This is a genomic window from Ahniella affigens, from assembly GCF_003015185.1.
GTDB classification, from domain to species: Bacteria; Pseudomonadota; Gammaproteobacteria; order Xanthomonadales; family Ahniellaceae; genus Ahniella; species Ahniella affigens.
Genome location: NZ_CP027860.1, coordinates 2,838,595 through 2,862,784 on the forward strand (window position 1 = coordinate 2,838,595; position 24,190 = coordinate 2,862,784).

The 24,190-nt window shown below is 61.5% G+C and carries 20 protein-coding genes and 1 tRNA gene; 17 read left to right on the plus strand and 4 right to left on the minus strand.

Going from position 1 to position 24,190, the window contains the following annotated elements:
• Positions 1 to 114 precede the first annotated feature (114 nt).
• The 14 genes from C7S18_RS10920 (at position 115) to tcdA (ending at position 12,695) form a co-directional block, all read left to right on the plus strand.
• On the plus strand, positions 115 to 945 hold the full coding sequence (locus tag C7S18_RS10920) for an FHA domain-containing protein (protein WP_146151876.1): 831 nt from the start codon (positions 115 to 117) through the stop codon (positions 943 to 945).
• Complete coding sequence (locus C7S18_RS10925; protein WP_106891599.1) at positions 942 to 1,142, plus strand: zinc-finger domain-containing protein; 201 nt, start codon at positions 942 to 944, stop codon at positions 1,140 to 1,142. Before C7S18_RS10920 ends, C7S18_RS10925 begins: the two co-directional genes overlap by 4 nt.
• A 143-nt stretch (positions 1,143 to 1,285) precedes the next feature.
• The gene (locus C7S18_RS10930) at positions 1,286 to 2,395 is read left to right on the plus strand and encodes a glycosyltransferase (RefSeq protein WP_106891600.1); all 1,110 of its coding nucleotides are present in this window, start codon (positions 1,286 to 1,288) and stop codon (positions 2,393 to 2,395) included.
• A complete protein-coding gene (locus tag C7S18_RS10935) occupies positions 2,392 to 3,600 on the plus strand; it encodes an O-antigen ligase family protein (protein WP_106891601.1) in 1,209 nt (402 codons plus the stop codon). Before C7S18_RS10930 ends, C7S18_RS10935 begins: the two co-directional genes overlap by 4 nt.
• A 2-nt stretch (positions 3,601 to 3,602) precedes the next feature.
• Positions 3,603 to 4,376, plus strand: a complete 774-nt coding sequence (locus C7S18_RS10940; protein ID WP_106891602.1) for a glycosyltransferase family 2 protein — start codon at positions 3,603 to 3,605, stop codon at positions 4,374 to 4,376.
• An 83-nt stretch (positions 4,377 to 4,459) separates the two neighbouring features.
• A complete protein-coding gene (locus C7S18_RS10945) occupies positions 4,460 to 4,924 on the plus strand; it encodes an OsmC family protein (protein WP_106891603.1) in 465 nt (154 codons plus the stop codon).
• A gap of 347 nt (positions 4,925 to 5,271) precedes the next feature.
• Complete coding sequence (locus C7S18_RS10950) at positions 5,272 to 6,126, plus strand: acyl-CoA desaturase (RefSeq protein ID WP_240624033.1); 855 nt, start codon at positions 5,272 to 5,274, stop codon at positions 6,124 to 6,126.
• Positions 6,123 to 7,367, plus strand: a complete 1,245-nt coding sequence (locus C7S18_RS10955; protein ID WP_106891605.1) for an NAD(P)/FAD-dependent oxidoreductase — start codon at positions 6,123 to 6,125, stop codon at positions 7,365 to 7,367. The genes C7S18_RS10950 and C7S18_RS10955 overlap by 4 nt, the downstream gene beginning before the upstream one ends.
• Positions 7,364 to 8,134 (plus strand): DUF1365 domain-containing protein, encoded by a 771-nt coding sequence (locus C7S18_RS10960; protein ID WP_106891606.1) that lies wholly within the window; start codon positions 7,364 to 7,366, stop codon positions 8,132 to 8,134. Before C7S18_RS10955 ends, C7S18_RS10960 begins: the two co-directional genes overlap by 4 nt.
• The gene (locus tag C7S18_RS10965) at positions 8,131 to 9,423 is read left to right on the plus strand and encodes an SAM-dependent methyltransferase (RefSeq protein ID WP_106891607.1); all 1,293 of its coding nucleotides are present in this window, start codon (positions 8,131 to 8,133) and stop codon (positions 9,421 to 9,423) included. The genes C7S18_RS10960 and C7S18_RS10965 overlap by 4 nt, the downstream gene beginning before the upstream one ends.
• Positions 9,423 to 9,947 (plus strand): DUF2878 domain-containing protein, encoded by a 525-nt coding sequence (locus C7S18_RS10970; RefSeq protein ID WP_106891608.1) that lies wholly within the window; start codon positions 9,423 to 9,425, stop codon positions 9,945 to 9,947. The genes C7S18_RS10965 and C7S18_RS10970 overlap by 1 nt, the downstream gene beginning before the upstream one ends.
• A complete protein-coding gene (locus C7S18_RS10975) occupies positions 9,944 to 10,726 on the plus strand; it encodes a DUF1295 domain-containing protein (protein ID WP_106891609.1) in 783 nt (260 codons plus the stop codon). Before C7S18_RS10970 ends, C7S18_RS10975 begins: the two co-directional genes overlap by 4 nt.
• On the plus strand, positions 10,723 to 11,799 hold the full coding sequence (locus C7S18_RS10980; RefSeq protein WP_106891610.1) for an SAM-dependent methyltransferase: 1,077 nt from the start codon (positions 10,723 to 10,725) through the stop codon (positions 11,797 to 11,799). The genes C7S18_RS10975 and C7S18_RS10980 overlap by 4 nt, the downstream gene beginning before the upstream one ends.
• A gap of 98 nt (positions 11,800 to 11,897) precedes the next feature.
• Complete coding sequence (gene tcdA, locus C7S18_RS10985) at positions 11,898 to 12,695, plus strand: tRNA cyclic N6-threonylcarbamoyladenosine(37) synthase TcdA (RefSeq protein ID WP_240624021.1); 798 nt, start codon at positions 11,898 to 11,900, stop codon at positions 12,693 to 12,695.
• 356 nt (positions 12,696 to 13,051) lie between these two features.
• Here tcdA and C7S18_RS10990 read toward each other — a convergent pair whose 3' ends face one another.
• From C7S18_RS10990 to C7S18_RS11005, 4 genes are all read right to left on the minus strand, one after another.
• On the minus strand, positions 13,052 to 13,318 hold the full coding sequence (locus C7S18_RS10990) for a DksA/TraR family C4-type zinc finger protein (protein WP_106893997.1): 267 nt from the start codon (positions 13,316 to 13,318) through the stop codon (positions 13,052 to 13,054).
• Between the two features lie 146 nt (positions 13,319 to 13,464).
• Positions 13,465 to 15,483 (minus strand): ATP-binding protein, encoded by a 2,019-nt coding sequence (locus C7S18_RS10995; protein WP_106891611.1) that lies wholly within the window; start codon positions 15,481 to 15,483, stop codon positions 13,465 to 13,467.
• Positions 15,480 to 16,751, minus strand: coding sequence for an aminopeptidase P N-terminal domain-containing protein (locus C7S18_RS11000; protein WP_106891612.1), 1,272 nt, complete (start codon positions 16,749 to 16,751; stop codon positions 15,480 to 15,482). The genes C7S18_RS10995 and C7S18_RS11000 overlap by 4 nt, the downstream gene beginning before the upstream one ends.
• A gap of 50 nt (positions 16,752 to 16,801) precedes the next feature.
• Positions 16,802 to 17,353: a UPF0149 family protein gene (locus C7S18_RS11005; protein ID WP_106891613.1), complete on the minus strand. Its 552-nt coding sequence runs from the start codon at positions 17,351 to 17,353 to the stop codon at positions 16,802 to 16,804.
• A gap of 277 nt (positions 17,354 to 17,630) precedes the next feature.
• On the opposite strand from C7S18_RS11005, the gene C7S18_RS11010 reads away from it, so the two are divergent.
• From C7S18_RS11010 to C7S18_RS11020, 3 genes are all read left to right on the plus strand, one after another.
• Positions 17,631 to 22,154 (plus strand): EAL domain-containing protein, encoded by a 4,524-nt coding sequence (locus C7S18_RS11010; RefSeq protein ID WP_146151877.1) that lies wholly within the window; start codon positions 17,631 to 17,633, stop codon positions 22,152 to 22,154.
• A gap of 67 nt (positions 22,155 to 22,221) precedes the next feature.
• Positions 22,222 to 23,877, plus strand: a complete 1,656-nt coding sequence (locus C7S18_RS11015) for a hypothetical protein (protein WP_146151878.1) — start codon at positions 22,222 to 22,224, stop codon at positions 23,875 to 23,877.
• A 78-nt stretch (positions 23,878 to 23,955) separates the two neighbouring features.
• Positions 23,956 to 24,032: transfer RNA gene (locus C7S18_RS11020), tRNA-Arg, on the plus strand.
• Positions 24,033 to 24,190: the final 158 nt, after the last annotated feature.

Here is a 24,190-nt window from a genome sequence, read left to right on the forward strand (position 1 = left end):
GATTGAAAACGATATTCCAGATTCGTGAGGAAGCTGCCGGTCGACTTGGCGCGAATCCTGCTCGACGTCAAACCTGCGGCAGCAACAAACATAAGCTTCACCCTCGGAGTGTTCATGAAACTGCAGTTCCCAAACGGCGAGCATGCGGCCGTCGATCTCAAGCGTGGTGTCAACAAGGTTGGGTCGGCCACAGGCAATGAAATCCTGCTGATGGCCCCGGGCATCGCATCGCATCACTGCGATGTGCACTTCGACGGGCAGTCGGCGACCATCAAGGTGGTCAATGCGGCCAATAGCGTGGCCCTGAATGGCCGTCAGGTCATGGCGGACGCCCCGATCAAGCCGGGCGATATCGTGTTGTTTGGCAAGATTGGCGCGCGCGTCATGGCGGGGGCCGCAGCGCCGGCGCCTGCCGCTGGTGCCGCACCGGCTGCGGCCGCGGCCGGCAAAGAACCAGAAACCGAGGACGGGCGCACCCGCGTTCGGCAAGCCCTGCCCCGCTATATGCTGCGCGGCGTCTCAGGCAGCACCTTCGGCAAGACGTTTGCGATTTATGGGGCCATGACGATCGGTCGTAGTGCCGAGTGCGACATTTCGATCCCTGCCGATGAGATTTCGCGGACTCATGCCAAAGTCCAAGTGATGCCGGACGGCATCGCGATCGAGGACTTGGGCTCTGCCAATGGCACGTTCATCAACGACAAGCGGGTACACACCGGCTTGGCCAAGCATGGCGATGAGCTGCGCCTTGATACTGTGCGCTTTCATGTCTTTGCGCCGCACCTCGAAATGCAGGCGCAGGCGGCCAAACCGCATGAGCCGGTCAAAGCAGCGGCCGCGCAGAACCCAAGCAGTGGCGGCGGGTCGTTCAAATGGGTCGCGATTGGCGGATTGCTCGGTGCTGCGGCGCTCGCCGCCGCCTACTTCGCCGGGCTGTTCCCATGAGCGTGCGCCGCGACAACAGTACCGCGCAGGCCAGTACCACACGCGAGTACACGGTCAGGCGCGCCGATTTGCCATTGTCTTGTCCGAGCCCTGAGATGCAACTCTGGAACTCGCATCCGCGCGTGTATCTGCCGGTCGAAACCGAAGGGACATCGATTTGCCCTTACTGCGGCGCCAGCTACCGTCTGGTTGACTGAGCGACCACCGAGATGGTGAGGACTTCTGGTCCTGAGCGGCCCGACACGCACTGGCGTTCGGGCCGTTGTTCGATCTGGGCCAAGCCAGAATCAACAACACCCGCCCCGTCTGGGCACTTTGGACCGCATTCGGACACCTGACGATGCATGTGCTGCAGGTTTTGCCAGCATTGAATGCAGGAGGCGTCGAGCGCGGCACCCTTGAGATTGCCGACGCCCTGGTCCGCGCCGGTCACCGCGCCACGGTCCTGTCGGCGGGCGGGCGGATGGTCGCTCCGCTGACCCAATTGGGCGCTGCACACATCACGCTCGATCTTGGGGCCAAGTCGCCGCTTACGTTGACGAAACTCCCGAGCTTGCGGCGCCTTCTGGCGGGCGGCGACTTCGATATCGTCCACGTCCGCTCGCGTCTGCCGGCCTGGATGGTGTGGCTGGCGTGGCGCTCATTGCCAAAGCGTCGTCGGCCGCGCTTGGTCAGCACCGTTCATGGCCTGAACTCGCCGAGCGCTTACAGTCGCATCATGCTGTGCGGCGAACGGGTCATCGTGGTCAGCGATACGGTGCGCCGCTATGTGCTGGAGCACTACCCCGAAACGAATCCGGGCAAGCTCGTGCTGATTCCACGTGGTATCGATCCAGACCAATTTCCCCATGGCTACCAGACGAGCGCCGATTGGCGAGAACGCTTTGTGGCGGCGTATCCAAGCCTTGCTGGACCAGCCCCCTGGTTGTGCCTGCCCGGCCGCGGCACGCGGCTGAAAGGTCATGAAACGGCCTTGCACCTGTTGGCCAATCTGATCAAACAGGGGCAGGACGCCCGCCTGATCATGCTCGGCGCGCAACAAGACGGCCGCGACCACTACACCGAACAACTTGTCGCAACTGCCACTGCGCTCGGCATCGGCGCGAAAGTCGTGATGACCCCACCGCGACCCGATGTCCGGGATGTCTTTGCCGCGAGCCACGCCGTGTTGCAGCTGTCTACGAAACCAGAGGCGTTTGGTCGAACGGTCGTCGAAGCGCTGCAACTCGGTGTTCCCGTCGTCGGCTTTGACCATGGCGGTGCCGGCGAATTGCTGCGTGAGTTATTCCCGGTTGGACTGGTGGCGCACGATGATCCAGAGGCGCTCGGCAACGTCACGTTGCAAGTAGTGCAAAACCGCCCGATCGTTCCCGCCTTTTCCCGCTATCGTCTGGCCGACATGCAAGCCGCCACGTTGACGGTCTATCGAGATCTGCTCTGCACCGCATGAATGTCCGCGTTCTACTCCTGCTGTCGGTGCTGGCATTGTTGCCGTTCGGGCGCGCCAGTGAATTGCCAATTCTGATCGGCGCGCTGATCGGAATGGCCGATCTGATCAAGAATCCGACCAGCTTTCGGACCGACACGCTCCTCACCGTCATACTGATCGCGTTTCTGGGTTACTGGCTGCCCGAATTCGTCTCTGCTTTCGACAGCCAGGTGGCGATGAAATCCTGGTCCGAGGCCGCTCTCGATCTCCGCTATCTGTCGTTTTTGTGGTTCTGCCGCGAAAGCCTTCGTAGCGCTGAGGCTCGCGCCCAATTGCGCGTCGGGTTCGCGACGCTGACTGGCATCCTCGTGCTCGACGCCCTGGTGCAGGCGAGTGTCGGCACGAGTCTGGGCGGGCCACTGCAGGCCGATCGTCTGAGTGGCCTCTTCGGCGAGAACCTGAAGCTCGGCCCAGTGTTGGCGGCAATCTTCCCGTTTCTGGTGTTGCCGGCGCTCGAACGCTATGGCCGTGCTGCAGCCAGCCTGGCATGGCTGCTCGCGGCTGTTGTCGTGCTATTGGCGGGGGCTCGGGCCGGCTGGATCAGTTTCGGGCTGACAACGATTCTGCTGCTGCGCGATGTCGTGGTCAGTCGGCGCGCGTATCTGCTGTCGCTGCTCGGCCTCGCCCTGCTGGGTATGGGGTCGGCGGCCACCCTGTATGCGGTATCGCCTTCGTTCGCCGAGCGCGTGCATCGCACCGCGCGCGCGTTTGATGGCTCCGAAGCGGCGATCGACCATGCGCTCGCGTTCCGTTTGCCCATCTGGCGTGCGGCCCTGGGCATGATGGAAGCACATCCGGTCAACGGCGTCGGCGTGCGGGCGTTTCGATATGCCTATGCCGACTACGCCGGCAAGGACGACCGCTGGCTCACCGATGGCGATGATGTCGGCGCGTTTCATGCCCACCAAATCGTGCTGGAGATCGGCTCAGAGACCGGGCTGATCGGCTTGCTGATCTGGCTGGTTGCAACCATCCTGCTCATTGCGAAGTCGCGGCAATTGGCGGACGCGCCAAAGCACGATCGACGACCCGCAGCCTTGGCGTTGATCTCGATGCTGTTTCCGATCAACACGCACTTTGCGGTGTATTCGAGTTTCTGGGGGACCTTGCTGATTCTGATGCTCGCGTGCTGGCTGGCACAGCTTGCACGGCCGGATCGGGATTGAATATGCGGCAACCGCTCTCAGTCGTCGTCACGACGCTCAACAATGCCGATACGTTGCCGGCATTGCTCGAATCAGTCCGCTTTGCCGACGAAGTCTATGTGCTGGACTCAGGCAGCACGGATCAAACGTTGGAACTCCTGCTCGCGGCCGGCGCACGAATCGGTAGCCAACCATTCCAGGGTTACGGGCCCCAAAAGGCCGCGGCAATCAACGCCGCCAGCCACGACTGGGTGCTGCTGCTCGACGCCGACGAAGCCGTGACGCCCGCTCTGGCCGCCCAGATTCAAGCCACGCTCATGGCACCAATGTGCGATGCGTACCGCATCGCCCGGCGCGAGCGCATGTTCTGGCAATGGCAGCATCCCGGCAGCAAGCACAACCGGCATCTGCGCCTGTTTGATCGACGCCTGATCAGCATGTCCAATGACCCGATCCATGCCGCGCCAGAAAGCCGCGGTCGTATCGGCCTGATTGATGCGCCGATCCTGCATTGGGGCGAGCCCGACTTGTATCGCAAAGTGGAGAAGATCAATCGCTATTCCAGCGGCATGGCCGCGGCCCGACTCGAACGCGCCTCGGCATTGCTGCCCTTGCGTCTCGTGTTCTATCCCCCATTGGTGCTGCTGAAACAACTGATCGTCAAACGGCAACTGCTGAACGGCTGGGCCGGATGGATCAATGCGGTCAGTCTGAGCTACTACGCGTTTCTGAAGGATGCGAAGGTGCTCGAATTGCAGCGTCAAAAGGCAACCTCGGCACCGTCGGATCAGCCATAGGCACAGGCCGCCTGCGCGCGGATTTCATTGCTGCTGTGGCGGACACTCGGTAGCATTCTGATCCGGGATTTCTAGAGGTGACTATGGAACATCGGATCACGGCAAGTTGGGCCCGCGACGGCGCCACATTTGAGCGCAACAATTATCAGCGCGATCATCGCGTCCGGTTTGCTGGCGGCCAGGAGATTGGGGCGTCATCGGCAGCCAGCTACAACGGCAATCCAGATTTGGCTGATCCCGAGCAACTCTTGCTGGCGGCGCTCGCGTCCTGCCACATGCTGACCTTCCTCGCAGTCGCGGCGAATCGTGGCTACGTCATCGAGCACTACACTGATGAAGCGGTGTGCGAACTCGGCCAAAATCCGGAAGGGCAAACCGCCGTCGTACGCGCGGTCTTGAGCCCGAAAGTCCGTTTTTCTGGCGACAAGCAACCGGATCAAGAGCTGTTTCGGCAGTTGCACGAGCGCGCACATAAGGCGTGCTTCATCGGCAACTCCATTCGCACCAAAGTGGACTTGGACCCAGTCCTGTTGAGCGCCGCCGACTGATTGGCGGCGTCGCGGCTTGGCGCTGAACCAGCGCCTTCCGGATATTGGCTTCTGCGCCCATTCGAGCTCAGAGCGTTGCCGCCGGCGCACGGTCGTCAGGAATCCTTGGCAATCAATGCGCCCGTGTCGACGCCGCTTTGCGCGCGCTTTCACAACCGTCCGCCTACAATCATCGGCGAATCCGTGTTTTCACGGAATACGTAATCTTTACGGTTGCTTGACGATTTTCGTCAAAAAATGAGGGTCTCGACTCCATGACACAGGTCTCGTCCGTGAAACAACTGCTCCGCTCCTTCTGGCAATGGTTTGACACCAGCGACTCCCGCGGCGCTGCCGACGCCGATGCCATGCGGATCGATTGGGTTCGCGTCGTCCCGTTCATCGGACTTCATGTCACCGCCATCGTCGGAGTCTGTCTCGTCGGTGCGTCCTGGATTGCCGTTGGCGTTGCCGTGCTGCTGTACGCGCTTCGGATGTTTGCCATCACCGGGTTCTATCACCGCTATTTTTCGCACAAGACCTTTCGCACATCGCGCCCGATGCAGTTTCTGATGGCCTTGCTGGGCGCCAGTAGTGTGCAACGCGGTCCGCTCTGGTGGGCGGCGCATCATCGGAACCACCATCGCCACTCCGACACCGAACACGATGTGCATTCGCCAGTCACCAAGGGCTTCTGGTTTGCCCACATGGGCTGGTTTCTGACCCGCGCGGGCTTCCGGACGGATTGGAGTGTCATTCCAGACTGGAAAAAGTTCTGGGAGCTCAAGTTGATCGACCGCTTCGATGTCTTTATCGCAATCGGGCTCGCCTGGATCCTGTTCTGGCTGGGTGGGTTCCTGCAGACCCACTATCCAGAGCTCGGCACCAGCCGCAGCCAAATGTTGATCTGGGGCTTCTTCGTGTCGACCGTGGTGCTCTTCCACTGTACCGTGACCATCAACTCACTCGCGCACCAATTCGGCAAGCGCCGTTACCGGACGCGTGATCACAGCCGCAACAACCTCTGGCTCGCCTTGATCACCTTTGGCGAGGGCTGGCATAACAACCACCATCACTTCCCGGGCTCCGCCCGTCAGGGCTTCTACTGGTGGGAGGTCGATATCACGTACTACGGACTGAAAATGCTGAGCTGGCTCGGATTGGTGTGGGATCTCAAGCCGGTTCCGGCTGAGCTACGCCTTGCTGGTCGGGTGCAGTCGTGAGGATTGCGGTGGTCGGCTCGGGCATCGCCGGTCTGGCGAGCGCTTGGTTATTGAGTCGTGAGCATCAGGTCACGCTGTTCGAGGCTGGCAGTCGCCTGGGCGGGCACACGCATACGCACAGCGTTCCCGTGCAAGGCAAGACTTATGAGGTCGACTCCGGTTTCATTGTCATGAACGCCGGGCACTACCCACTTTTCAGTCGCTTTCTGAACGAGCTGAAAGTTGCAACGCAGCCCACGGTCATGAGTTTCGGCGTGCACGAGGCGACAACCGGCTACGAGTACAACGCGACCTCGGTGCCCACGCTGTTCTGTCAGAAGCGAAACATCATGTCGCCCGCCCACTGGCTGATGATTCGCGACATCTTCCGGTTCTATCGCGAGGCGCCAGCGCTCTTGCACTGGCCAGACGCTGGGCCCAGTCTGGGCGAATATCTGGAGCGCGGCCGTTATTCCAAAGCGTTTCGCGATCGCCATTTGATCCCGATGGCGTCGGCGCTCTGGTCCTCGCCCGCTACGCAAATTCTGGATTTCCCAGCGCGCTATCTGGTCCAGTTCATGGCGAACCACCAGATGTTGAGCACGAGTGATCGGCCAACCTGGCAAGTCGTGAAAGGGGGGTCGTCGCGGTACATCGATGCGCTGACCCTATCTTGGTCGGTGGCGGTGCGTCTGAACGCGCCGGTCTTGAATGTGCAACGGACGGACACCGGCGTCTCCGTCAAGACCGGGACGGATGAGGCGCTCTTTGATCAGGTCGTTCTAGCTTGCCACAGCGATCAAGCGCTGGCATTGCTCGCCGCCCCGAGCGACACCGAGCGCGCGGTCTTGTCGGCGATCCGCTATCAAGTCAACGACACCGTGCTGCACACAGACCAACGTCTGCTGCCCAAGCGCCGCACGGCCTGGGCAGCCTGGAACGCGTTGATCTTCCCGGAACCAGAGCAGCCGTGCACCGTCACTTACCACATGAATCAGCTGCAGTCCCTGGATGCGCCGGTACCTTTTTGCGTCACGCTGAACTGTACTGATCGGATCGACCCGGACAAGATCATTGCGCGCATGCGCTACGAACACCCAATCTACACGCACGACGCGGTCGCGGCGCAGTCACGGCGGGATCAGATCAATGGCAAGGATCGAATCTGGTTTGCTGGTGCCTATTGGGGCTGGGGCTTCCATGAGGACGGAATGCGAAGCGCCGTCGACGTGGCGCGTGGCCTGGGCGTCCGCTGGCCATGAGCGACGCAAGCGCGCTCTACGTGGGGCAGATCCGGCATCGCCGGTATCACCCGCATGCGCATACGTTCCAGTACCCGCTGTTCATGGTCTATCTGGACCTCGCCGAGCTGCCATCGCTCTTTCGCGATCGCTGGTTGTGGAGCGTGAATCGTCGGAATCTGGCAGCGTTTCATCGGAACGACTATCACCGGCCAGAGGTCCCCGACCTGGCCGAAGCAATCCGCACGACTGTCGCGAGCCAGATCGGTCAGCGTCCCGAAGGGCCGATCCGGTTACTGACGCATCTCCGTTATTTCGGATATGTATTCAATCCGGTCAGCTTCTATTACTGCTTTGACCAAGACGGTGTCACGCTGCACAGCATCGTCGCGGAAATCACCAATACGCCGTGGCGCGAACGCCGCGCTTACGTGCTCCCGGTCCGCGCGGCCGAGCGGCACCAGAGCGCGTGGCATTGGCAGTTCAACAAAGACTTCCATGTCTCGCCGTTCTTGCCAATGGATCTGCGATACAACTGGCGCTTTCAGCAACCCGACGCCGATTTGCGTGTGCACATGGATGTTCTGGATGCCAATGATCGACAGTTCGATGCCACGCTCGTGATGACGCGGCAAGCGCTGTCTGCTCGCAATCTCGCGATGGCGCTACTGCGTTTTCCATGGATGACACTGAAAGTGATGGTGGCGATCCACCTTCAGGCGCTCTTGATCTACTGCAAACGTAATCCCGTCTACGATCACCCTGGTTCCAAGAAGGAAGCCCTATGACCGCTCATTTGCCGGCAGCGACCGACGCGCGCCCGGACCCCAGCCCTCACACCTATTGGACGCGTCTGTTCAGAAAGCGCATCCATGCGATGCTGGCACAGCTGCAAGGCTGTGAACTGGTGCTGCATGAGGCGGGCGAGGTACGTCGGTTTGGCGTGCCCGCAACGAACCAGGAGACGCTGCGGGTCCAGGTGCACATTCATGATCCGGCGTTCTATCGCCACGTCGCCCAGAACGGCAGCGTCGGTGTCGGCGAGGCCTACATGAGTGCGCTTTGGGACGCCGACGACCTGACGGCGCTGGTGCGCATTTTCGTACAGAACCGCGACTTGCTCGACGCGATGGAAGGCGGCGTTGCGAGCTTGGGCTCCGCCCTGCTCCGTGTGTTTGGCGCGCTGCGTCGAAACACCCTGAAGGGCAGCAAGCGGAACATCAGCGAGCACTATGATCTCGGCAACGATTTCTTTCGGCTGTTTCTCGATCAGAACTTGATGTATTCCTCGGCGATCTTCAAGCATCGCGATGAGTCACTCGACGTCGCCGCCACGCGGAAGCTCGATCGCATTTGCAAAAAACTCGATCTGAAGCCGGGCATGCACGTCGTTGAGATCGGCACCGGCTGGGGTGGTTTTGCGCTCCACGCAGCGGGCCGCTATGGTGCGCGCGTCACCACGACGACCATTTCGGATGAGCAATACGCGCTCGCCATCCAGCGCGTCCAAGAGGCCGGGCTGACCGACCGCGTCACCGTACTGAAACAGGACTACCGATTGCTCACCGGGCAATTCGATCGTCTGGTGTCGATCGAGATGATCGAGGCGATCGGGCACCAGTATCTGGAAACCTATTTCAAGCAGTGCGAGCGACTACTGAAGCCCGACGGCCTGGCAGTCATTCAAGCGATCACGATTGAGGACCACCGCTATCGGCAGGCGCTCGGCGCGGTCGATTTCATCAAGCGCTACATTTTTCCCGGCAGTTTCATTCCGTCGATCTCGGCCATGATTGGCGCCATGCAACAAGTCAGTGACCTGAAGCTCTACCAACTGGAGGACTTCGGGACAAGTTATGCCGAGACGCTGCGGCAGTGGCATGCGCGCTACCTGGATCAGCTCGACGCCGTGCGCGCGCAGGGCTACTCGACGCGCTTCCAACGCATGTGGCGCTGGTATCTGGCTTACTGTGAGGGCGGCTTCCTGGAGCGCTCGATCGGCGTCGTGCAGATGCTGCTCGTGCGCCCGGGTGCGCGCCGTGTCGCCTATTTGCCGGATCTGGACCCGCAACTGTGATGCGCCTCGCCAACGCGTTGTTGTTTCAGGCCCTTTGGTTTTCGGCCGTGCTGGGCGCCGCCAAGGGGCTCTGGTGGCCGGCGCTGCCCGTGCTTGGCGTACTCATCGCCTTTACGTGGCGTTACTCACCGACGCGCGCGCAGGACTTTCGCCTGCTTGGCGTTGCAGTCGCACTCGGCATGATCATCGAAACCGGGTTTGCCCAAACCGGATGGATTCGCTATGCCGCTGCGCTGCCGTCCACTGAATTGGCGCCGGTTTGGATCCTGCTGATGTGGGCGGGATTTGCGCTCACGATCAATCATTCATTGGCGCCACTGATGCGCACGCGCTGGCTGGCACTCCTGTCCGGGGCAGTCTTTGGCCCGCTTGCCTATTTCGGCGCCGCGCGACTGGGCGCCGTCGAGTCTTTTGGATTGAGCACGCTCGCCATGATGCTGGTTATCGGCGTGGCTTGGGCGCTCAGTCTCTTGTTGCTGGCAGAACTTGCGCGCGTCAAGACCGCGGCTAAGGAGCTCGTATGATCGGAATCGCGCTGATTAAAGTGCTCCTGCTGGCCGTACTCGTCATGACGGCCATCTGGTACCTGCAAATGCGGACCCGCAATGCGGGCTTTGTGGATGTGGCCTGGGCCCTGCTGCTCGGCGTCAGTGCGCTGTATCTCAGCCTGGCCGGCACCGGCGAAATGACCTGGCGAATTGCACTCGCCCTGTGTGGCGGCTTCTGGGGCTTCCGGCTCGGACTCCACCTTCTGCACCGCGTGCTGCATGAGGAGGAAGACGGCAGATATCGATTCCTCCGTGAGCATTGGCACGGTCACCAGGGCAAATTCTTTGGATTCTTCATGGCCCAGGCCGTGCTGGTTCTGGTGTTCGCACTGCCGTTCGCGGCCGTGGCGTGGAACGAGCAGCGGCACAGCTTGGTGCAAGTCGGTGCCGCACTGGCGATTTGGTTCCTCGCGATGTTTGGCGAAGCCATCGCCGATCGCCAGCTTGCGCACTTTCGGAGCCATCCAGCCAACAAGGGCAAGACCTGCCGAGTCGGTTTGTGGCGCTATTCGCGGCACCCCAATTACTTCTTCGAGTGGCTGCACTGGTTCACGTATGTCGTCCTCAGTATCGGCTCGCCCTATTGGTATTTCAGTATTTTCGGCCTTGTTGCGATGGGGGTGTCGTTGAACTGGATCACTGGGATCCCCTATGTCGAAGCCCAAGCCTTGCGCTCCCGTGGGGATGACTATCGCGCCTATCAGCGCACCACCAATTCGTTCTTCCCTTGGTTTCCGAAACAGGACACACCATGACCACGATTGCCGACCGACTGCTCGAACTATCCGGCCCGGAGCCGTTACTGACTGGTCTCGGTTTGGCGGAACGAGGCCTGTTGCCGGACACGCTGTTGCGTCTCGGGATCCGCAATCTGTGCCGGGACCGGCTGCGCCAGGAGCGCGCCGGCGACTGGTCGCTGCGTAAGCAATCACGTATCGACGAACTGAAGCAGAGCGCCATTGCGATCGAGACCGAGGCAGCCAACGTGCAGCACTACGAACTGCCGCCGGTATTCTTCCAGCGCGCGCTCGGCAAGCGGCTGAAGTACAGCAGCTGTTACTACGCAACCGGGCGCGAGACGCTCGATCAAGCCGAAGTCGCCATGCTTGATCTGTATTTCGAACGGGCCGAACTGAAAGACGGGCAGAGCATTCTGGAACTCGGCTGCGGTTGGGGCTCGATGACCTTGACCATGGCCGAGCGCCTGCCGAATGCGCGGATCGTCGGCGTGTCCAATTCGCACGGCCAACGTCAGTACATCGAGTCCGAATGCAAGCGTCGCGGGCTTCAAAACGTCCGCATCATTACGAACGATGTCAATCGACTGGAGCTCCCGGAACGCCAATTCGACCGCTGCGTATCGATTGAAATGTTCGAACATATGCGGAACTACGAACAGTTGCTTGGCCGAATCAGTCGCTGGCTGAAGGCCGATGGCAAGCTGTTTGTGCATATCTTCTGCCATCAGTATCTCTGCTACCCATTCGAAACGGATGGCGATCAGGACTGGATGGCGCGGCACTTCTTTACCGGCGGGCTGATGCCTGCAACCGACACCCTGCTTTGGTTCCAGAAGGACTTGCAGATTGAGGCGCAATGGCAGGTCAATGGCCGGCACTACCAGCAAACCGCGAATCACTGGCTGGAAAACCAGGACCGTCACCGTGATGACATCCTGAAGCTCATGGGCGACACGTACGGGGCAAACCGCGCGGCACTGTGGCACCAGCGCTGGCGGATGTTCTGGATGGCGTGTGCCGAGCTCTTTGGCTATCGCGATGGCACGGAATGGCTCGTCGCCCACTACCGTTTCAGTAATCGCGGCTGAACCAGGGGTGTCAACCGACCATCCGGGCCGCCGCCCGGGTTTCGCGGCGTCCGTCGGTCTTGGCACAATAGGCGGTTCCTGCTCCGTGCGAATTGCCCATGTCCATGCCCCTGTCCGAGTCCTGGCTGAACCGCTTCAGCGGCATCGACCGCCTGTATGGGGCGGGGAGTGTTGCTGAGCTCGCGGGCAAGCATGTCATCGTCATTGGCCTGGGCGGCGTGGGCTCCTGGGCGGTTGAGGCACTCGCGCGCTCCGCAATAGGCGAAATCACGCTGGTAGACGCCGATGAGGTGTGTGTCAGCAACATCAACCGACAGTTGATTGCGTTGCAGAGCACCGTTGGTCAAAGCAAGGCGCAGGTGCTGGCTGCGAGACTTCGGGACATCAACCCAGAGATTCGGCTGAATGTGTTGGAAACGTTTCTGACGCCGACGAACATGGCCGAATTGATCCATGACCGCGTCGACTTTGTGCTGGATGCGTGCGATGCGTTTCGCGTCAAGGTTGAACTCGCTGTGCATTGCCGCCGTCGCAAGATACCGCTGCTGATGAGCGGCTCGGCTGGTGGGCGTGCGGACCCGACCAAGATCACGATCCGGGATCTCGCAAAGACCGAGCAGGATGCCCTGCTCTCGCTGATCCGGAAGAAGCTCCGCGATGAGTTCGGCTGGCCACGCAACCCCGATCGGTATTTCGGCATTCAGGCCGTATTCTCGCGTGAGAACGTGCGCTACCCCAAGGCCGACGGCACCGTTTGCGGCATCCGTCCCGACAACAGCCAGCCGGGCCGGATCGACTGCGATCTCGGGCTCGGGGCCGCGACTGCCGTGACTGCGAGTTTCGGGTTATTTGCTGCCGCGCGTGTTTTGGAAAAGTTGCTGGCGAAGCGGGTCTGACAGTCCAGGTTGGACTTATTGAGACCCTCCCCGATTAACGCAGGCTTCCTCCTGTCGCGGCGAAGCGATCGAACTCACTCCGGATCAAGTCCGGGGTGACGAGAGGAGGATTGGGAGCCTTCTGGAAACCATTCCCCCCTGCCATCTGAAGCGGTGGTTCTGCCGCAACAGACACCCTCGCGCTTCGTCGCCCCGAACTGGATCCGGTGTGGGATTGCTCTGCTACCGGGCAAACCGAGCCCACGCCCAAACATCGAAGCATCCACCGCTCGAAAACCTGTCACGCAGTCTGGTACGCGCATACGCATACGCATCCGTCAGCCGCAGCGGTTTGAATCGCCGATGCCGCCCACAGTTCAGCGGAGCTGACTGTCCTTGCTGCCGCGTCGGTTGTAACCCGCCTGCGCGGTGCGTGCGGCATCCGACTCAGCCTGGCACGCGATACAGAGCCGCACCCCCGCGACCGCCTGGCGGCGCGCTTCGGGAATGGCTTCGCCGCATTCGGCACAATGACTCAAACTGGGTCCACGCGTCAGATTCGCGCGGGCTTTCGCCACCGCGTCGGCAATCGACGCATCAATTTGTTCTTGCACCGCGCCATCCGCGGCCCAACCACCGGCCATGGTCATTTCCTTGTTGTCACGATTGGAGGCCGCTGCAGGCATCCAGGGTCTCGCGCGCCGATTGTACGCCGGGACCCATTGGCATGTCAGATCGTTCGCATTGATGCACTTAAAACCGCGCAGCTGACGGGTTCGGGATGACTCGGTTACGGATTCATGCCCCGCAGCACGATGCGAAACTCCACGCCGGCATCCTGCGGCAGGTTGCTGGCCTCGGCAAAACCATGATGGGCCTCGGAAATCAACCGAACGATGTAGAGCCCAAGACCCAAATGCGGCACCTCGCCCGCAGCTCTGAGACTACCCGCATCACGCACGCTGACCAGACTGTCGAAGAGTTTCTCCTGCATCCGCGCGGGCAACGGCGGACCCGAGTTGGCCACGGCGATTTCGATCTGCTCGTCGGGTCGGATCGACAGTTTGATCCGGATCCAACCGTCTTCAGGCGTAAACCCGCGGGCATTGTCGTATAGCTTATCGAGGGCTTGAGCAATCAAATCGGGCGCGCCATAGAACGGTAGTTTTTCCTGTGGCAGCATCAAATGCACTTTGCGTGTGCCGGCGAGCGCCTGGTACGACTCGGCGCAGCCCCGCACCACTTGCCCAAGTTCGAACGGCTCGGGCTCGGCCGCACTGATCGCCTTTTCCATGCGGCTCGCTTCAGCCATGGTCCGAAGAATGGCCCAAAGTCGATCGGCACCATCGCGCGCGCGTTCGGCGTAGATCCGCGCGGACTCGGGCAACGGCTCGTGCTCTAAGTTATCGAGGGACGACCGGACAATGGCGAGCGGCGTGTTCAATTCATGCGAGAGCTTGCTCGCGAGCGTTTTCAGGTAGTCGTTGTAGCCGCCGAGCTCGGCCAGCAGCTTCTGAAAGCTGCGCGACAGGTCGCCAATCTCGTCCGACGCGGTCAGGTGCGGCAGTTTTACATCCAGACGTCCATCGGGTTTGAGCGCGCGCTCCGTAGCGTTTCTCAAACGCTGGATTCGAAAACTCAGCACGCCCGCGAACCCGAACAACACCACACCGGCCACCAGCACCGCGATCAGACTCGCGGCGATCAACTTGGCAACCGCGCGATTGGCGAGTACCAGCATGGCCTCGCTCGACCGCTCCAGCACGAGCGCGCCGCGCACGTCACCCTGCCAGGCCATCGGCACCGCGGCCGCGACAATTACCGTGCGTTCACTCGCTGACGGCCGCCACGTACTGGCGCGCAAGCCGCCCAGAGCCTGCCACACCATCGGCAAGTCCATGCGTTGCAATTCCCAGTCGAAGTCCTCCGCTTTCGAAAGCGGGGGCGCCAGCAACAGGCGATAAATCCAGGTGCCAAATTCCGGTGGCGGTCGGCCCGACGCCCGCTCTGCGACGGGCAAGCGGCCGGCTTTAGCTAACACTTCGCCGTCGCTCGACAACAACCGAAGCCGTGTGTGCTCGGGAACCAGCGCTTCCAGCGCGCGTGCCTGCGCGCCGTCAGTGCGCCAGAGTCGGGAACGGAGTTCATCGCCGCGCTCGCGCACCAGGCTCTGGATCTGCACTTGCCCCGCCTGGTTACGATCATGCACGAGCATATCGATCGGAATGTCGTCGGTCTCGCCACTCAGCACGAACTCCAGCCGATACCCCGACGTGGTCTCCTGCCATTCCCCGCGCAGCGCGAATTCGGCATCCGGCGGATCGGCGATGAACTGCAACGCACCGGGTGCGGCGTTGCCAATGTCGAAATGCCGATGCTTGCTGCCCTCGCCCACGTCGATGCTCAGATGATCGAACTGACGCAGATCCTGCATGCCCGGTGCGCGCGATCGACTGCGATCGTCGACTTCGATGTAGCCAAACAATGCTCCGGCCGACGCCGCCAGCTTCAGACGGGCGCGATCACCGGTGGCACGCTCGGGAATCAACGGGACCGATGCCCAGTCGTCGCCCGAACCGTCGATGAGCAGCCCTGTCGGCACCGGTGCCACCTGAATCGCGCGTGCAGCGAGCGGCAGTTCCGGCGCAGTGGCCACGAGTGCGCGGGCCAGGGCTTCGGCGGCGTCCAGTTGGGCTGCCTCCTGGCCTTCGCGGAGCAGAATCTCCATCTGCCGGACGAACTGAAATCCGGCCCAGGGCAACACCAGGGCAACCAATGCGACGAGAAACAGTTTGACGCGCAGACTCATGCCAGACCCGCCATCCAGTGCTCGATCTCAGCAACAGTTTTGGGGACGTCGGCAGTCAAAATCTCAGGCTCACCCTTGGTGATCAGCACGTCGTCCTCGATGCGGACGCCGATACCGCGATAGGCGTCGGGAATCGTGGCATCGTCGGCGGCGAAGTACAGGCCTGGCTCAATCGTCAGCACCATGCCCGGTTCCAGCAAGCGAGGCTGGTCGTGCACGCGATAATCGCCGACATCATGCACGTCCAGCCCGAGCCAATGGCCCGTCTTGTGCATGTAAAAACGTCGGTACCGGTGCTCGTTCAGCACCTCGCGCAGGCTCCCCGACAGCAGCCCGAGTTCGAGCAGACCTTTCGCAAGCGTGCGCACGGCCGCCTCGTGCATGGCGGTAAACGGCCGACCCGGTCGTGCCTCGCGAATCGCGGCGTGCTGCGCCGCCAACACGAGTTCGTAGATCTCGCGCTGCGGCGCACTGAAACGACCATTGGCCGGATACGTCCGCGTGATGTCCGACGCATACCACTGGTATTCGGCGCCGCCGTCTAGCAGCAGCAGATCGCCGTCGCGAATGGGACTTCGATTGCTTCGATAGTGCAGCACGCAAGCATTGGGGCCGGCGCCAACAATCGGCTCGTAAGCGTTTACCGCCTGGTGCTTGCGGAGCACATACTCGAATTCGGCCTGTAGATCGGCCTCGTTCAATCCGGGGCGGATGGCGCGCATCGTGGCGCGATGCGCGAGCCCGGCAATGCGCGCGGATTCGCGCATCACTTGCAACTCGGCGCGAGATTTGAACAGCCGCAGATCATGCAGGCTGTGGCCGAGATCCACGAACTCATGCGGTGGCCTCGCCCCCTGCTTGACCTGGGCGCGAATACGCTCCAGCCATTGCAGTACGTGCTGGTCGAAGCCGGGATCGCGACCAAAGTGATAGAACACCCGGCTGCGGCCTTCGATCAAGCCCGGCAGGATGTCATCGATGTCCTCGATCGGAAACGCGTCGTCCACGAGCAGCGATTCCGGCGCCCGTTCCGGGCCAAGACGCTCGCCGTCCCAACGTTCGCGATCGGGATCGCGGCTGCGCAGGAACAACACCACTTCCGCAGGCTTTCGGCCTGGCACCAAAGCCAATACGGCTTCCGGCTCATCGAGGCCGGTCAGGTACGCGAAGTCACTATCCTGCCGATAGGCGTAGTGCGAATCGCGATTTCGGATTCGCTCTGGCGCGGCGCTCAGCAATGCAATCGAATCCTTGCCCATCATGCGCATCAACTGCTTGCGCCGGCGGCGATACTCCGGACTCGGGATGACCGGACGGGTCAATGCCGGGTCTCCGTGGCCGGGCGGGCTTTCGCCTGGAGTGCATCACGAAGGTATAGAACGCCCATCCGCACAAACTCCTGAACCTCGATCAGATCACCCTCGCCACTCTCATCATCGGGGGCTTCCAGATCACTTCCCGCGATGCGGCCCAAGTCCATCAGGAGTTCCTGCTCCTCTTCATCGAGATCACGTTGGCGCAGCCGACCGGACATCGCGAGCCCGCTCAGAAAACCGCGAACCCACGCGCACAACGCGTTGGCGCGATCGGCCACGGGCAGATCAACGTCCGGCAGCAGTGGCTCGAAGGTCATGTCCTCGCTGCCCAAAGCAGCCCGTTCGGCCCGGGCCAGTTCGGTGAGGTCTTGCGCGCTGACCGAGTCAGTGCGGACGGTCTCGCCCAATTGCTCCAGCGCCATCTGTTCGGCAATAACCTTGGCCTCGATGCTGCCTTCACACAGGAGGTGCGCGGTCAGGGCACCATGAAACTCAGCGGCACCCATGCCGACCTGCCATCGGCGCAATTGTTCATCGAGTTCGAGATAGTCCATGTCTTGGTCCTGATAGGTCTGAGCAGACAGCGCGCTCCAGGTGCCAGTTTAGCAGGCCGTCAAATGGCAACCTGCTGACGCGTACCTGAAGGCCAACCTGCCAATAGGCCAGAAGAACCCCCGACGCTCGATCCCTGGAACTCATTGCCAGCCATTGTCAACAACGCAATCGAAGCCGATTGGACGACTTCCGACAGCGCCAGTTTGCGACGCAATCCGATATGCTCGGGCGGTGATCGAGCGATGCCACTACCGCCTGTTTTTGGGACTGCTGTCCATGCTTTGGACAGCGTGGGCTGGCGCGGCCGCGAGTCCGGCGCCAGCCACCCTGGCGACCGAGCGAACCTATTTTTTTGAACGGGCGGGCCGCCGCGAGGATCTGGCCCAGAACACCGTCAATGCCATGCTGCAGGACCGAGCCGGGTTTCTGTGGATCGGCACGCAGGGCGGTTTGCATCGCTATGATGGCTACGAGTTTCTGCGCTTCCAGCATGTACCAGGGCGTGCCGATTCACTGCCAGACAGTTTCATCACGGCGCTAGCGGAAGACAGTAACGGGCGTCTGTACGTGGGCACGAATCGCCGGGGTCTGACGTATCGGGCCGCCGACTCAAGCAGCTTTCAACCGGTGCCCGAACGGGCCCAGGCTGGCCCCGGGGTTGCCAGTATCCAGGCGCTCAGTTTTGCCCCGGGACGCGGACTCTGGATCGGCAGTGCCGGTGGTCTTGAACTGCTGGAGCAAAACGGTCAGCGCAAGCCTTGGCTCTTGCAAAACGGTGGCGGCCCGATTCCAGCGATTGCCGACCTGAGCCTCTGCGCCAACGGCGATTTGCTGATCGCCAGCAATGCGGGCCTGTTTCGGGTCGCACACGGTGCGGATGTAGCCAGCCGGCTGGCCGCCGCCGAGGTCAGTTTCAGTTCGGTGCTGTGCACCGAAAATGGCACCGTCTACGCGGGCAGTCGTGGCCGCGTCATGCGCTTGACCGAGACCCAGGTCGAAACGATCTGGCCGGCGGCCGACGCGCCGGCACCGCCCGGTGTCGAGATTTTCGATCTGGTCGAAGACCCAATGCAGCGCGTGTGGGTGGCGGTGCGCGGCAAGGGTCTCCTGATTCTGTCGCGGACTGGCCGGATGATCAGCGTGCTCCGGCACAATCCGAGGCTGCCCGGCAGCTTGCCGGAAGATAGCGTGCGGCAACTGATGCGCGACCGCATGGGGCTCATCTGGGTCGGCGGCGACGTGCATGGCTTCTCCCGCACCGACCCGCGTGGTGCAAAATTCTCGTACCTGTTCGATCCAACCCTTGGCGACGATGAGGTGGCCAACAACAACATCCGCGCGCTGCTGCCGGAAGGCGACGCCGGGCTCTGGATCGGAACGGAAGGTGCGGGACTGAAGCACTATGATCTCAGCAGCCGCGAGATTCGCTCCCACACCGAGCCCTTGCAGCGGGTGCTGGACGGCGCGACGTCCCTGCGGATTTTTGCGATCCGGCGCGCGCCAGCCGATCCGTTGCTCTGGATCGGCAGCAATCGCGGTCTGCTGCACTATCAACCGGAGTCTGGCACTGCCGAACTCGTCAGCGTACGCGGATTGCCGGCGACAGTACCGGTGAATCCCGATACGCGAAGCCTGATGTTCAGCCGCGATCGCCGACTCTGGCTTGGGACATTCGACTCGGGCCTTCTTGGCTTCAACCCGGACAAACAGCAGTGGCAGCAGTATCTGAACGGTCATGACGACGCGCACAGCCTGTGGCACCCGATGGTGCTTGCCTTGCATGAGGACCGTCTTGGCCGCATCTGGATCGGCACGTTGAACGGTCTCAATGTGCTCGACCCGACCTCCGGGCAGTTGCTCCGGATCGGCAAGCGCGGCGCGTCGGGGGATCTCGCTGGCGATCTCGTGCGCGTGATCGCCGAAACCTCCGACGGTGCCATCTGGGTGGGCACGCACAATGGTCTGAACCGCACCACCAACTTTCAGGGCGAGAATACCGATTTCGAACGCTTTACGTTGGCAGACGGGCTCAGCAACGACACGATTTACGGCATCGCGGAAGACCTGCGCGGCCAGATCTGGGTCAGCACCAACGGCGGCATCAGCCGGATCGACCCGAACAAACGCATCGTGCAGAACTTCGGACTTCAGGATGGCTTGCAGGCATTGGAATTCAACGGTGGCGCCTACACCACACTGCCCGACGGCCGGATCGCTTTCGGGGGCACCCAGGGCCTCAACTTTTTCAGCTCCGATGCGAATGAGCTCAGTCATTTCGAACCACCGATGGCAATTACCGCGACGCAGGTTGGCGACCAAATTGCGCCGATGTTCGCCGGTGGGCCAATCAAGGCACTTGAACTGCTGCCCGGGCAATCGGTCCTTGGCCTCAGTTTCGCCGCATTTGACTACATCGCGCCGGAACGTAATCAGTTCGAGTATCAGGTCCACGGGCTCGATTCGGGGCCCGTCAAGCTTGGCAACCGTCATGAGATCACACTGACCAACCTGGTCCCGGGCAACTACCAGATCGAAATCCGCGGCAGCAATCACGATCATGTGTTCGCGAGCCAGCCGCTCCGCGTGCCGGTCATTGTGCATCCGTACTGGTGGCAGAGCTTCTGGTTCAAGAGCGCCTTGGGCCTGCTGATCAGTGGTTTCCTGATTGCCTACGCCGTACGCAGGCGGCGGCTGTTGCGGGAATGGGAGTCACAGAGCGAACAGCACCGCATCCAGAGCGAGCGACTCTCGTTGGCACTGTGGGCGAGCCGCGATGGATTCTGGGATTGGGACCTTCGCAACAAGCGCATGTCGATCTCCGGACCGGCAGAGTTTGCCGGCCTGTCCGGACAAGCTGAAATCAGCGAAGAGGAATGGGCGCGGCTTGGCGTGCACCAGGACGATCTGGGACGCGTGCAGCAAGCGTTGGTCGACCATGTCGATGGTCGGAGCGATCACTACGAGGCAGAATATCGAGTGCGGGTTCGCGACGGCCGCTACGTCTGGATCATGGCCCGCGGCCGAGCCGTTGCCCGGGACGAGCACGGCAAGGTGATCCGCGTGTCTGGCACGTTCCGCGATATCTCGGAAGCACGCGAACGTGACCGCGACCAACGCATTGCGCGCGAAGTGATCGCGAGCATGAGCGAGGCAGTCTGCGTGACGGATCTCGAGCATCGTTTTGCGTCGATCAATCCCGCGTTTACTCGTATTACCGGCTACGGTGTCGACGAAGTTCCGAACCTCACGTCGGATGTTCTCAATTCCGATCAACATCCCCGCGAGTTCTATCACGAGCTCCGCCGCAACCTCCTGAAGAACGGGCATTGGAGTGGCGAACTGTGGCAAAAGCGCAAGGATGGCGAACACTTCCTGGCATGGCTTGAAATGAGCGAAGTGCGCGATGCCGCCGGCAATCGTACGCACTGGGTGGCCGTGCTGACGGACATTACCGACCGTAAGCGGGCCGAACAGGAACTCCGCTACCTGGCCAATTACGACACCCTGACCGGGCTGCCGAACCGCACCCTGCTTGCCGAGCGTCTGGCGCATTCGTTGATTCGCGCTCGGCGCTTTGGCACCTACGTGGCGCTGCTGTTTCTCGACTTGGATCGCTTCAAGCACGTGAATGATTCGATGGGACATGCCGCTGGCGACCGTCTGTTAAAGGCGGTTGCCGCCCGGATCGTCACCAGCGTACGTGAGTCCGACACCGTCGCCCGTCTGGGTGGCGACGAGTTCACTGTGGTGCTGGAGGACTTGCACGACCCGACCGAAGCCGAGGCGGTGGCGCGCAAATTGTTGGAATCGTTCGCCACGCCGCTCGATCTGGATGGTCGTCAGGAAATGATCATCTCGCCATCGATCGGCATCAGCCTGTATCCCGATCATGGGCAAGTGCCGACCGATCTGCTCAAACATGCCGACACGGCGATGTATTACGCGAAGGAACGTGGTCGCAATACCTTCCAGGTTTACAACGATGCCATGGACGCCAAGGCGCGCATGCGCGCGAACATGGCCAATCAATTGCACAAGGCGCTGGAGCGCGGCGAACTGAGTCTGGTGTTCCAGCCCAAGCTGAATCTGGTCGAGCAACGCATCACGGGGGCTGAAGCCTTGCTGCGCTGGAAGAACCCGACGCTCGGCGTGATCTCGCCCACGGAGTTCATTCCCGTTGCCGAAGAGACCGGGCTGATTGTCCCGATTGGTGAGTGGGTCATCCAACAGGCCTGCCAACAGTTGCTCCGCTGGACCGAAGCGGGCCTGACGCTGCCAACCATGGCGGTCAACGTGTCGGCACTGCAGCTGTTCCGCGGCGAGTTGGCGAAACGGCTGCGCGAGATTCTCGATGCCATGCGAGTGCCAGCACATCGACTGGAGCTGGAGTTGACTGAGTCCATGCTCATGGCGAATCCAGAGCAATCGATTGCGACGCTGACGCAGATCAAGGCACTCGGTTTGCGCCTGGCGATCGACGATTTCGGTACCGGTTATTCCTCACTCGCCTATTTGAAGCGCTTGCCGATCGATACACTGAAGATCGACAAGGCGTTTATCGCTGATCTGACACTCGATCCTGACGACGAAGCGATCACCACGACGGTCATCATGATGGCGCATGCCATGGGTCTCAATGTGATTGCCGAAGGCGTCGAAACCAATGAGCAGATGCGCTATCTCGCTGATCAGAACTGCGATGAAGTGCAGGGTCATTTGATCAGCGCCCCGATGGACGCCGACCGCATGCTCCAGTTCCTGCTTGATCGCGTCAGCCGCGGCACCGATCTGTTTCGTTAGGGAGCGCACGCATGTCAGGTCCTGGTTCGATCCAGCGTACGCCTTGGATCAGCCCAAGGAATCGGTCATGCCCGTGCCGCGTTTGTTTCACGCCCTACCCTGCTACGCACTCGTTGTCAGCCTCAGTCTGCTCCATGCCAGCCCCGTTCAGGCGCTGGTATTCACAATCGACACGACCAGCGATGCGAACCTCAGCGATTGCACGGCCGCTGCGGCCGACTGCTCGTTGCGAGGTGCGATCACCAAAGCCAACCTCACCGTCGCCAGAGACCAGCTCAATTTCGATATCCCAGAAACCGACCCGGGGTTTCAGACGGCGAGCGGACACTGGCGCATACTCGTCGGTGCGACAACGTTGCCTTTCCTCTCCGAAGCGATGGATGTCGATGGCTATTCGCAACCAGGCGCGAGCCCAGCCACGCAATCGCCCGATCAGGGTGGCATCAACGCGGTGATCAAGATCGAATTGATGCCAGCACAGATTGCCGGCAATCAACAGGTTGGGCTCGACATCGGGCTGGCCAATTTCAACATGCCGGCCAGCACCATTCGCGGCCTCGCGATCAGTGGATTCAGCTCGCAGATTCAATTGGCCGGCGGATTTGGCCATGCGATCGAGGGCTGCTTTCTGGGCACCGATCCGACCGGCACGACTGCGACCATCAGCAACCCGACTGTGCAGACCACCGCAATACGCATTCAGGGGCCGGGGCCGTACCGCATTGGTGGCTTGCAGCCGGCGCAACGCAATTTGATCAGCGGCGTTCGCAACGGCATCAACTGGTTTGTCGCGTCCTCAGGCATGGTGATCCAAGGAAACCAGTTCGGCACGAATGCGGCTGGCACCGCGGCGATTCCAATTCATGGTGACGGTTTCGGCATCGTGGGCAGCTGGACCAATACGCTCGTTGGCGACGACACCACTGCCGGCCGAAACATTTTTGCCGCGATCAGCTTTTCGGCCATCAGAATATTTGGACAATCCATCAACGACTTCACCGGTACGCGCATCGTCGGCAACTGGTTCGGTACCGACATCACCGGTACCAAGGCACTGGGCAATGGTCGGAATCCGCAGAGCCCGACGCAGAAACAGGCGACGATCCATGTTTCGGGCAGCAACTGCCGACTCAACATCGGCGGGCTCAATCCCGGGGAGCCCAACCGCATCGCGTTCGGCGGTGCGGCCGGGCTGCTGGTCGATCAATGCAACGGTCTCTCGGCGATCGCCAACGAATTCATCGGCAATCAACTGATCCCCATCGACAACGCTTTTGGCGGGGGCGCGGTCGGCGCAACACCGAACGATGTCGACGATGCCGATAGCACCGGTGGCAACCGACTGCAGAACTACCCTGAGCTCACGTTGCCCCCCGACTTTGCGCCGACGGGCAGTGATCAAGTGGCCCTGCAATACCGAGTTGACACCGCCACGACGAACGCCGTCTACCCGTTGACGGTTTACTTCTTCCGCGGCGCCTGTGGCGGCGGCAGTGCGTCCCTGCTGGCCAGCGACACCTATGTCAGCGCCGATGCCGAGCAGCTTCGCAGCTTCAACCTGCAAAGCGGCGACGTCGGCAACGTCCTGCCTTTGGTCGTACTGGCGGTAGATGCCCAAGGCAACAGCAGCGAGTTTGCGCCGATGATTGGCGAGCGCATCTTTGGTGATGGCTTGGAGGACACACCGGCCGCAGACCCAGGTGGTTCATGCCCCGGCGCATGACGTGCCGTGTCATACCCACCCCCATTTCGCGCCGCATTGCGGCAAACCGTTGCCGCCGTTACACTAGCCGACTCGCGTGCGCCCGTAGCTCAGCTGGATAGAGTAGCGGCTTCCGAAGCCGTTGGTCGGGGGTTCGAATCCCTCCGGGCGCGCCAGTTTCTGCAGCAGCGCGACGATGTCTGCGCGCCAGGTGAGTGCGAATCACGTCGCGATCGATCAGGCCGCGCATCGAGGCGCGAGTCACTTACCCTGCAAATCGGTCGGCACCTCCGCCAGCGCGTACCACGCGATCTCAAATCGTCGGTCGAACCGA

Excerpts from the sequence above, each read along its gene's own strand:
- C7S18_RS10920 (WP_146151876.1), top strand. The coding sequence starts at position 115 with ATGAAACTGCAGTTCCCAAACGGCGAGCATGCGGCCGTCGATCTCAAG.
- C7S18_RS10925 (WP_106891599.1), top strand. The coding sequence starts at position 942 with ATGAGCGTGCGCCGCGACAACAGTACCGCGCAGGCCAGTACCACACGC.
- C7S18_RS10930 (WP_106891600.1), top strand. The coding sequence starts at position 1,286 with ATGCATGTGCTGCAGGTTTTGCCAGCATTGAATGCAGGAGGCGTCGAG.
- C7S18_RS10935 (WP_106891601.1), top strand. The coding sequence starts at position 2,392 with ATGAATGTCCGCGTTCTACTCCTGCTGTCGGTGCTGGCATTGTTGCCG.
- C7S18_RS10940 (WP_106891602.1), top strand. The coding sequence starts at position 3,603 with ATGCGGCAACCGCTCTCAGTCGTCGTCACGACGCTCAACAATGCCGAT.
- C7S18_RS10945 (WP_106891603.1), top strand. The coding sequence starts at position 4,460 with ATGGAACATCGGATCACGGCAAGTTGGGCCCGCGACGGCGCCACATTT.
- C7S18_RS10950 (WP_240624033.1), top strand. The coding sequence starts at position 5,272 with ATGCGGATCGATTGGGTTCGCGTCGTCCCGTTCATCGGACTTCATGTC.
- C7S18_RS10960 (WP_106891606.1), top strand. The coding sequence starts at position 7,364 with ATGAGCGACGCAAGCGCGCTCTACGTGGGGCAGATCCGGCATCGCCGG.
- C7S18_RS10965 (WP_106891607.1), top strand. The coding sequence starts at position 8,131 with ATGACCGCTCATTTGCCGGCAGCGACCGACGCGCGCCCGGACCCCAGC.
- C7S18_RS10970 (WP_106891608.1), top strand. The coding sequence starts at position 9,423 with ATGCGCCTCGCCAACGCGTTGTTGTTTCAGGCCCTTTGGTTTTCGGCC.
- C7S18_RS10975 (WP_106891609.1), top strand. The coding sequence starts at position 9,944 with ATGATCGGAATCGCGCTGATTAAAGTGCTCCTGCTGGCCGTACTCGTC.
- C7S18_RS10980 (WP_106891610.1), top strand. The coding sequence starts at position 10,723 with ATGACCACGATTGCCGACCGACTGCTCGAACTATCCGGCCCGGAGCCG.
- tcdA (WP_240624021.1), top strand. The coding sequence starts at position 11,898 with ATGTCCATGCCCCTGTCCGAGTCCTGGCTGAACCGCTTCAGCGGCATC.
- C7S18_RS10990 (WP_106893997.1), bottom strand. The coding sequence starts at position 13,318 with ATGGCCGGTGGTTGGGCCGCGGATGGCGCGGTGCAAGAACAAATTGAT.
- C7S18_RS10995 (WP_106891611.1), bottom strand. The coding sequence starts at position 15,483 with ATGAGTCTGCGCGTCAAACTGTTTCTCGTCGCATTGGTTGCCCTGGTG.
- C7S18_RS11000 (WP_106891612.1), bottom strand. The coding sequence starts at position 16,751 with ATGCGCATGATGGGCAAGGATTCGATTGCATTGCTGAGCGCCGCGCCA.
- C7S18_RS11005 (WP_106891613.1), bottom strand. The coding sequence starts at position 17,353 with ATGGACTATCTCGAACTCGATGAACAATTGCGCCGATGGCAGGTCGGC.
- C7S18_RS11010 (WP_146151877.1), top strand. The coding sequence starts at position 17,631 with ATGCTTTGGACAGCGTGGGCTGGCGCGGCCGCGAGTCCGGCGCCAGCC.
- C7S18_RS11015 (WP_146151878.1), top strand. The coding sequence starts at position 22,222 with ATGCCCGTGCCGCGTTTGTTTCACGCCCTACCCTGCTACGCACTCGTT.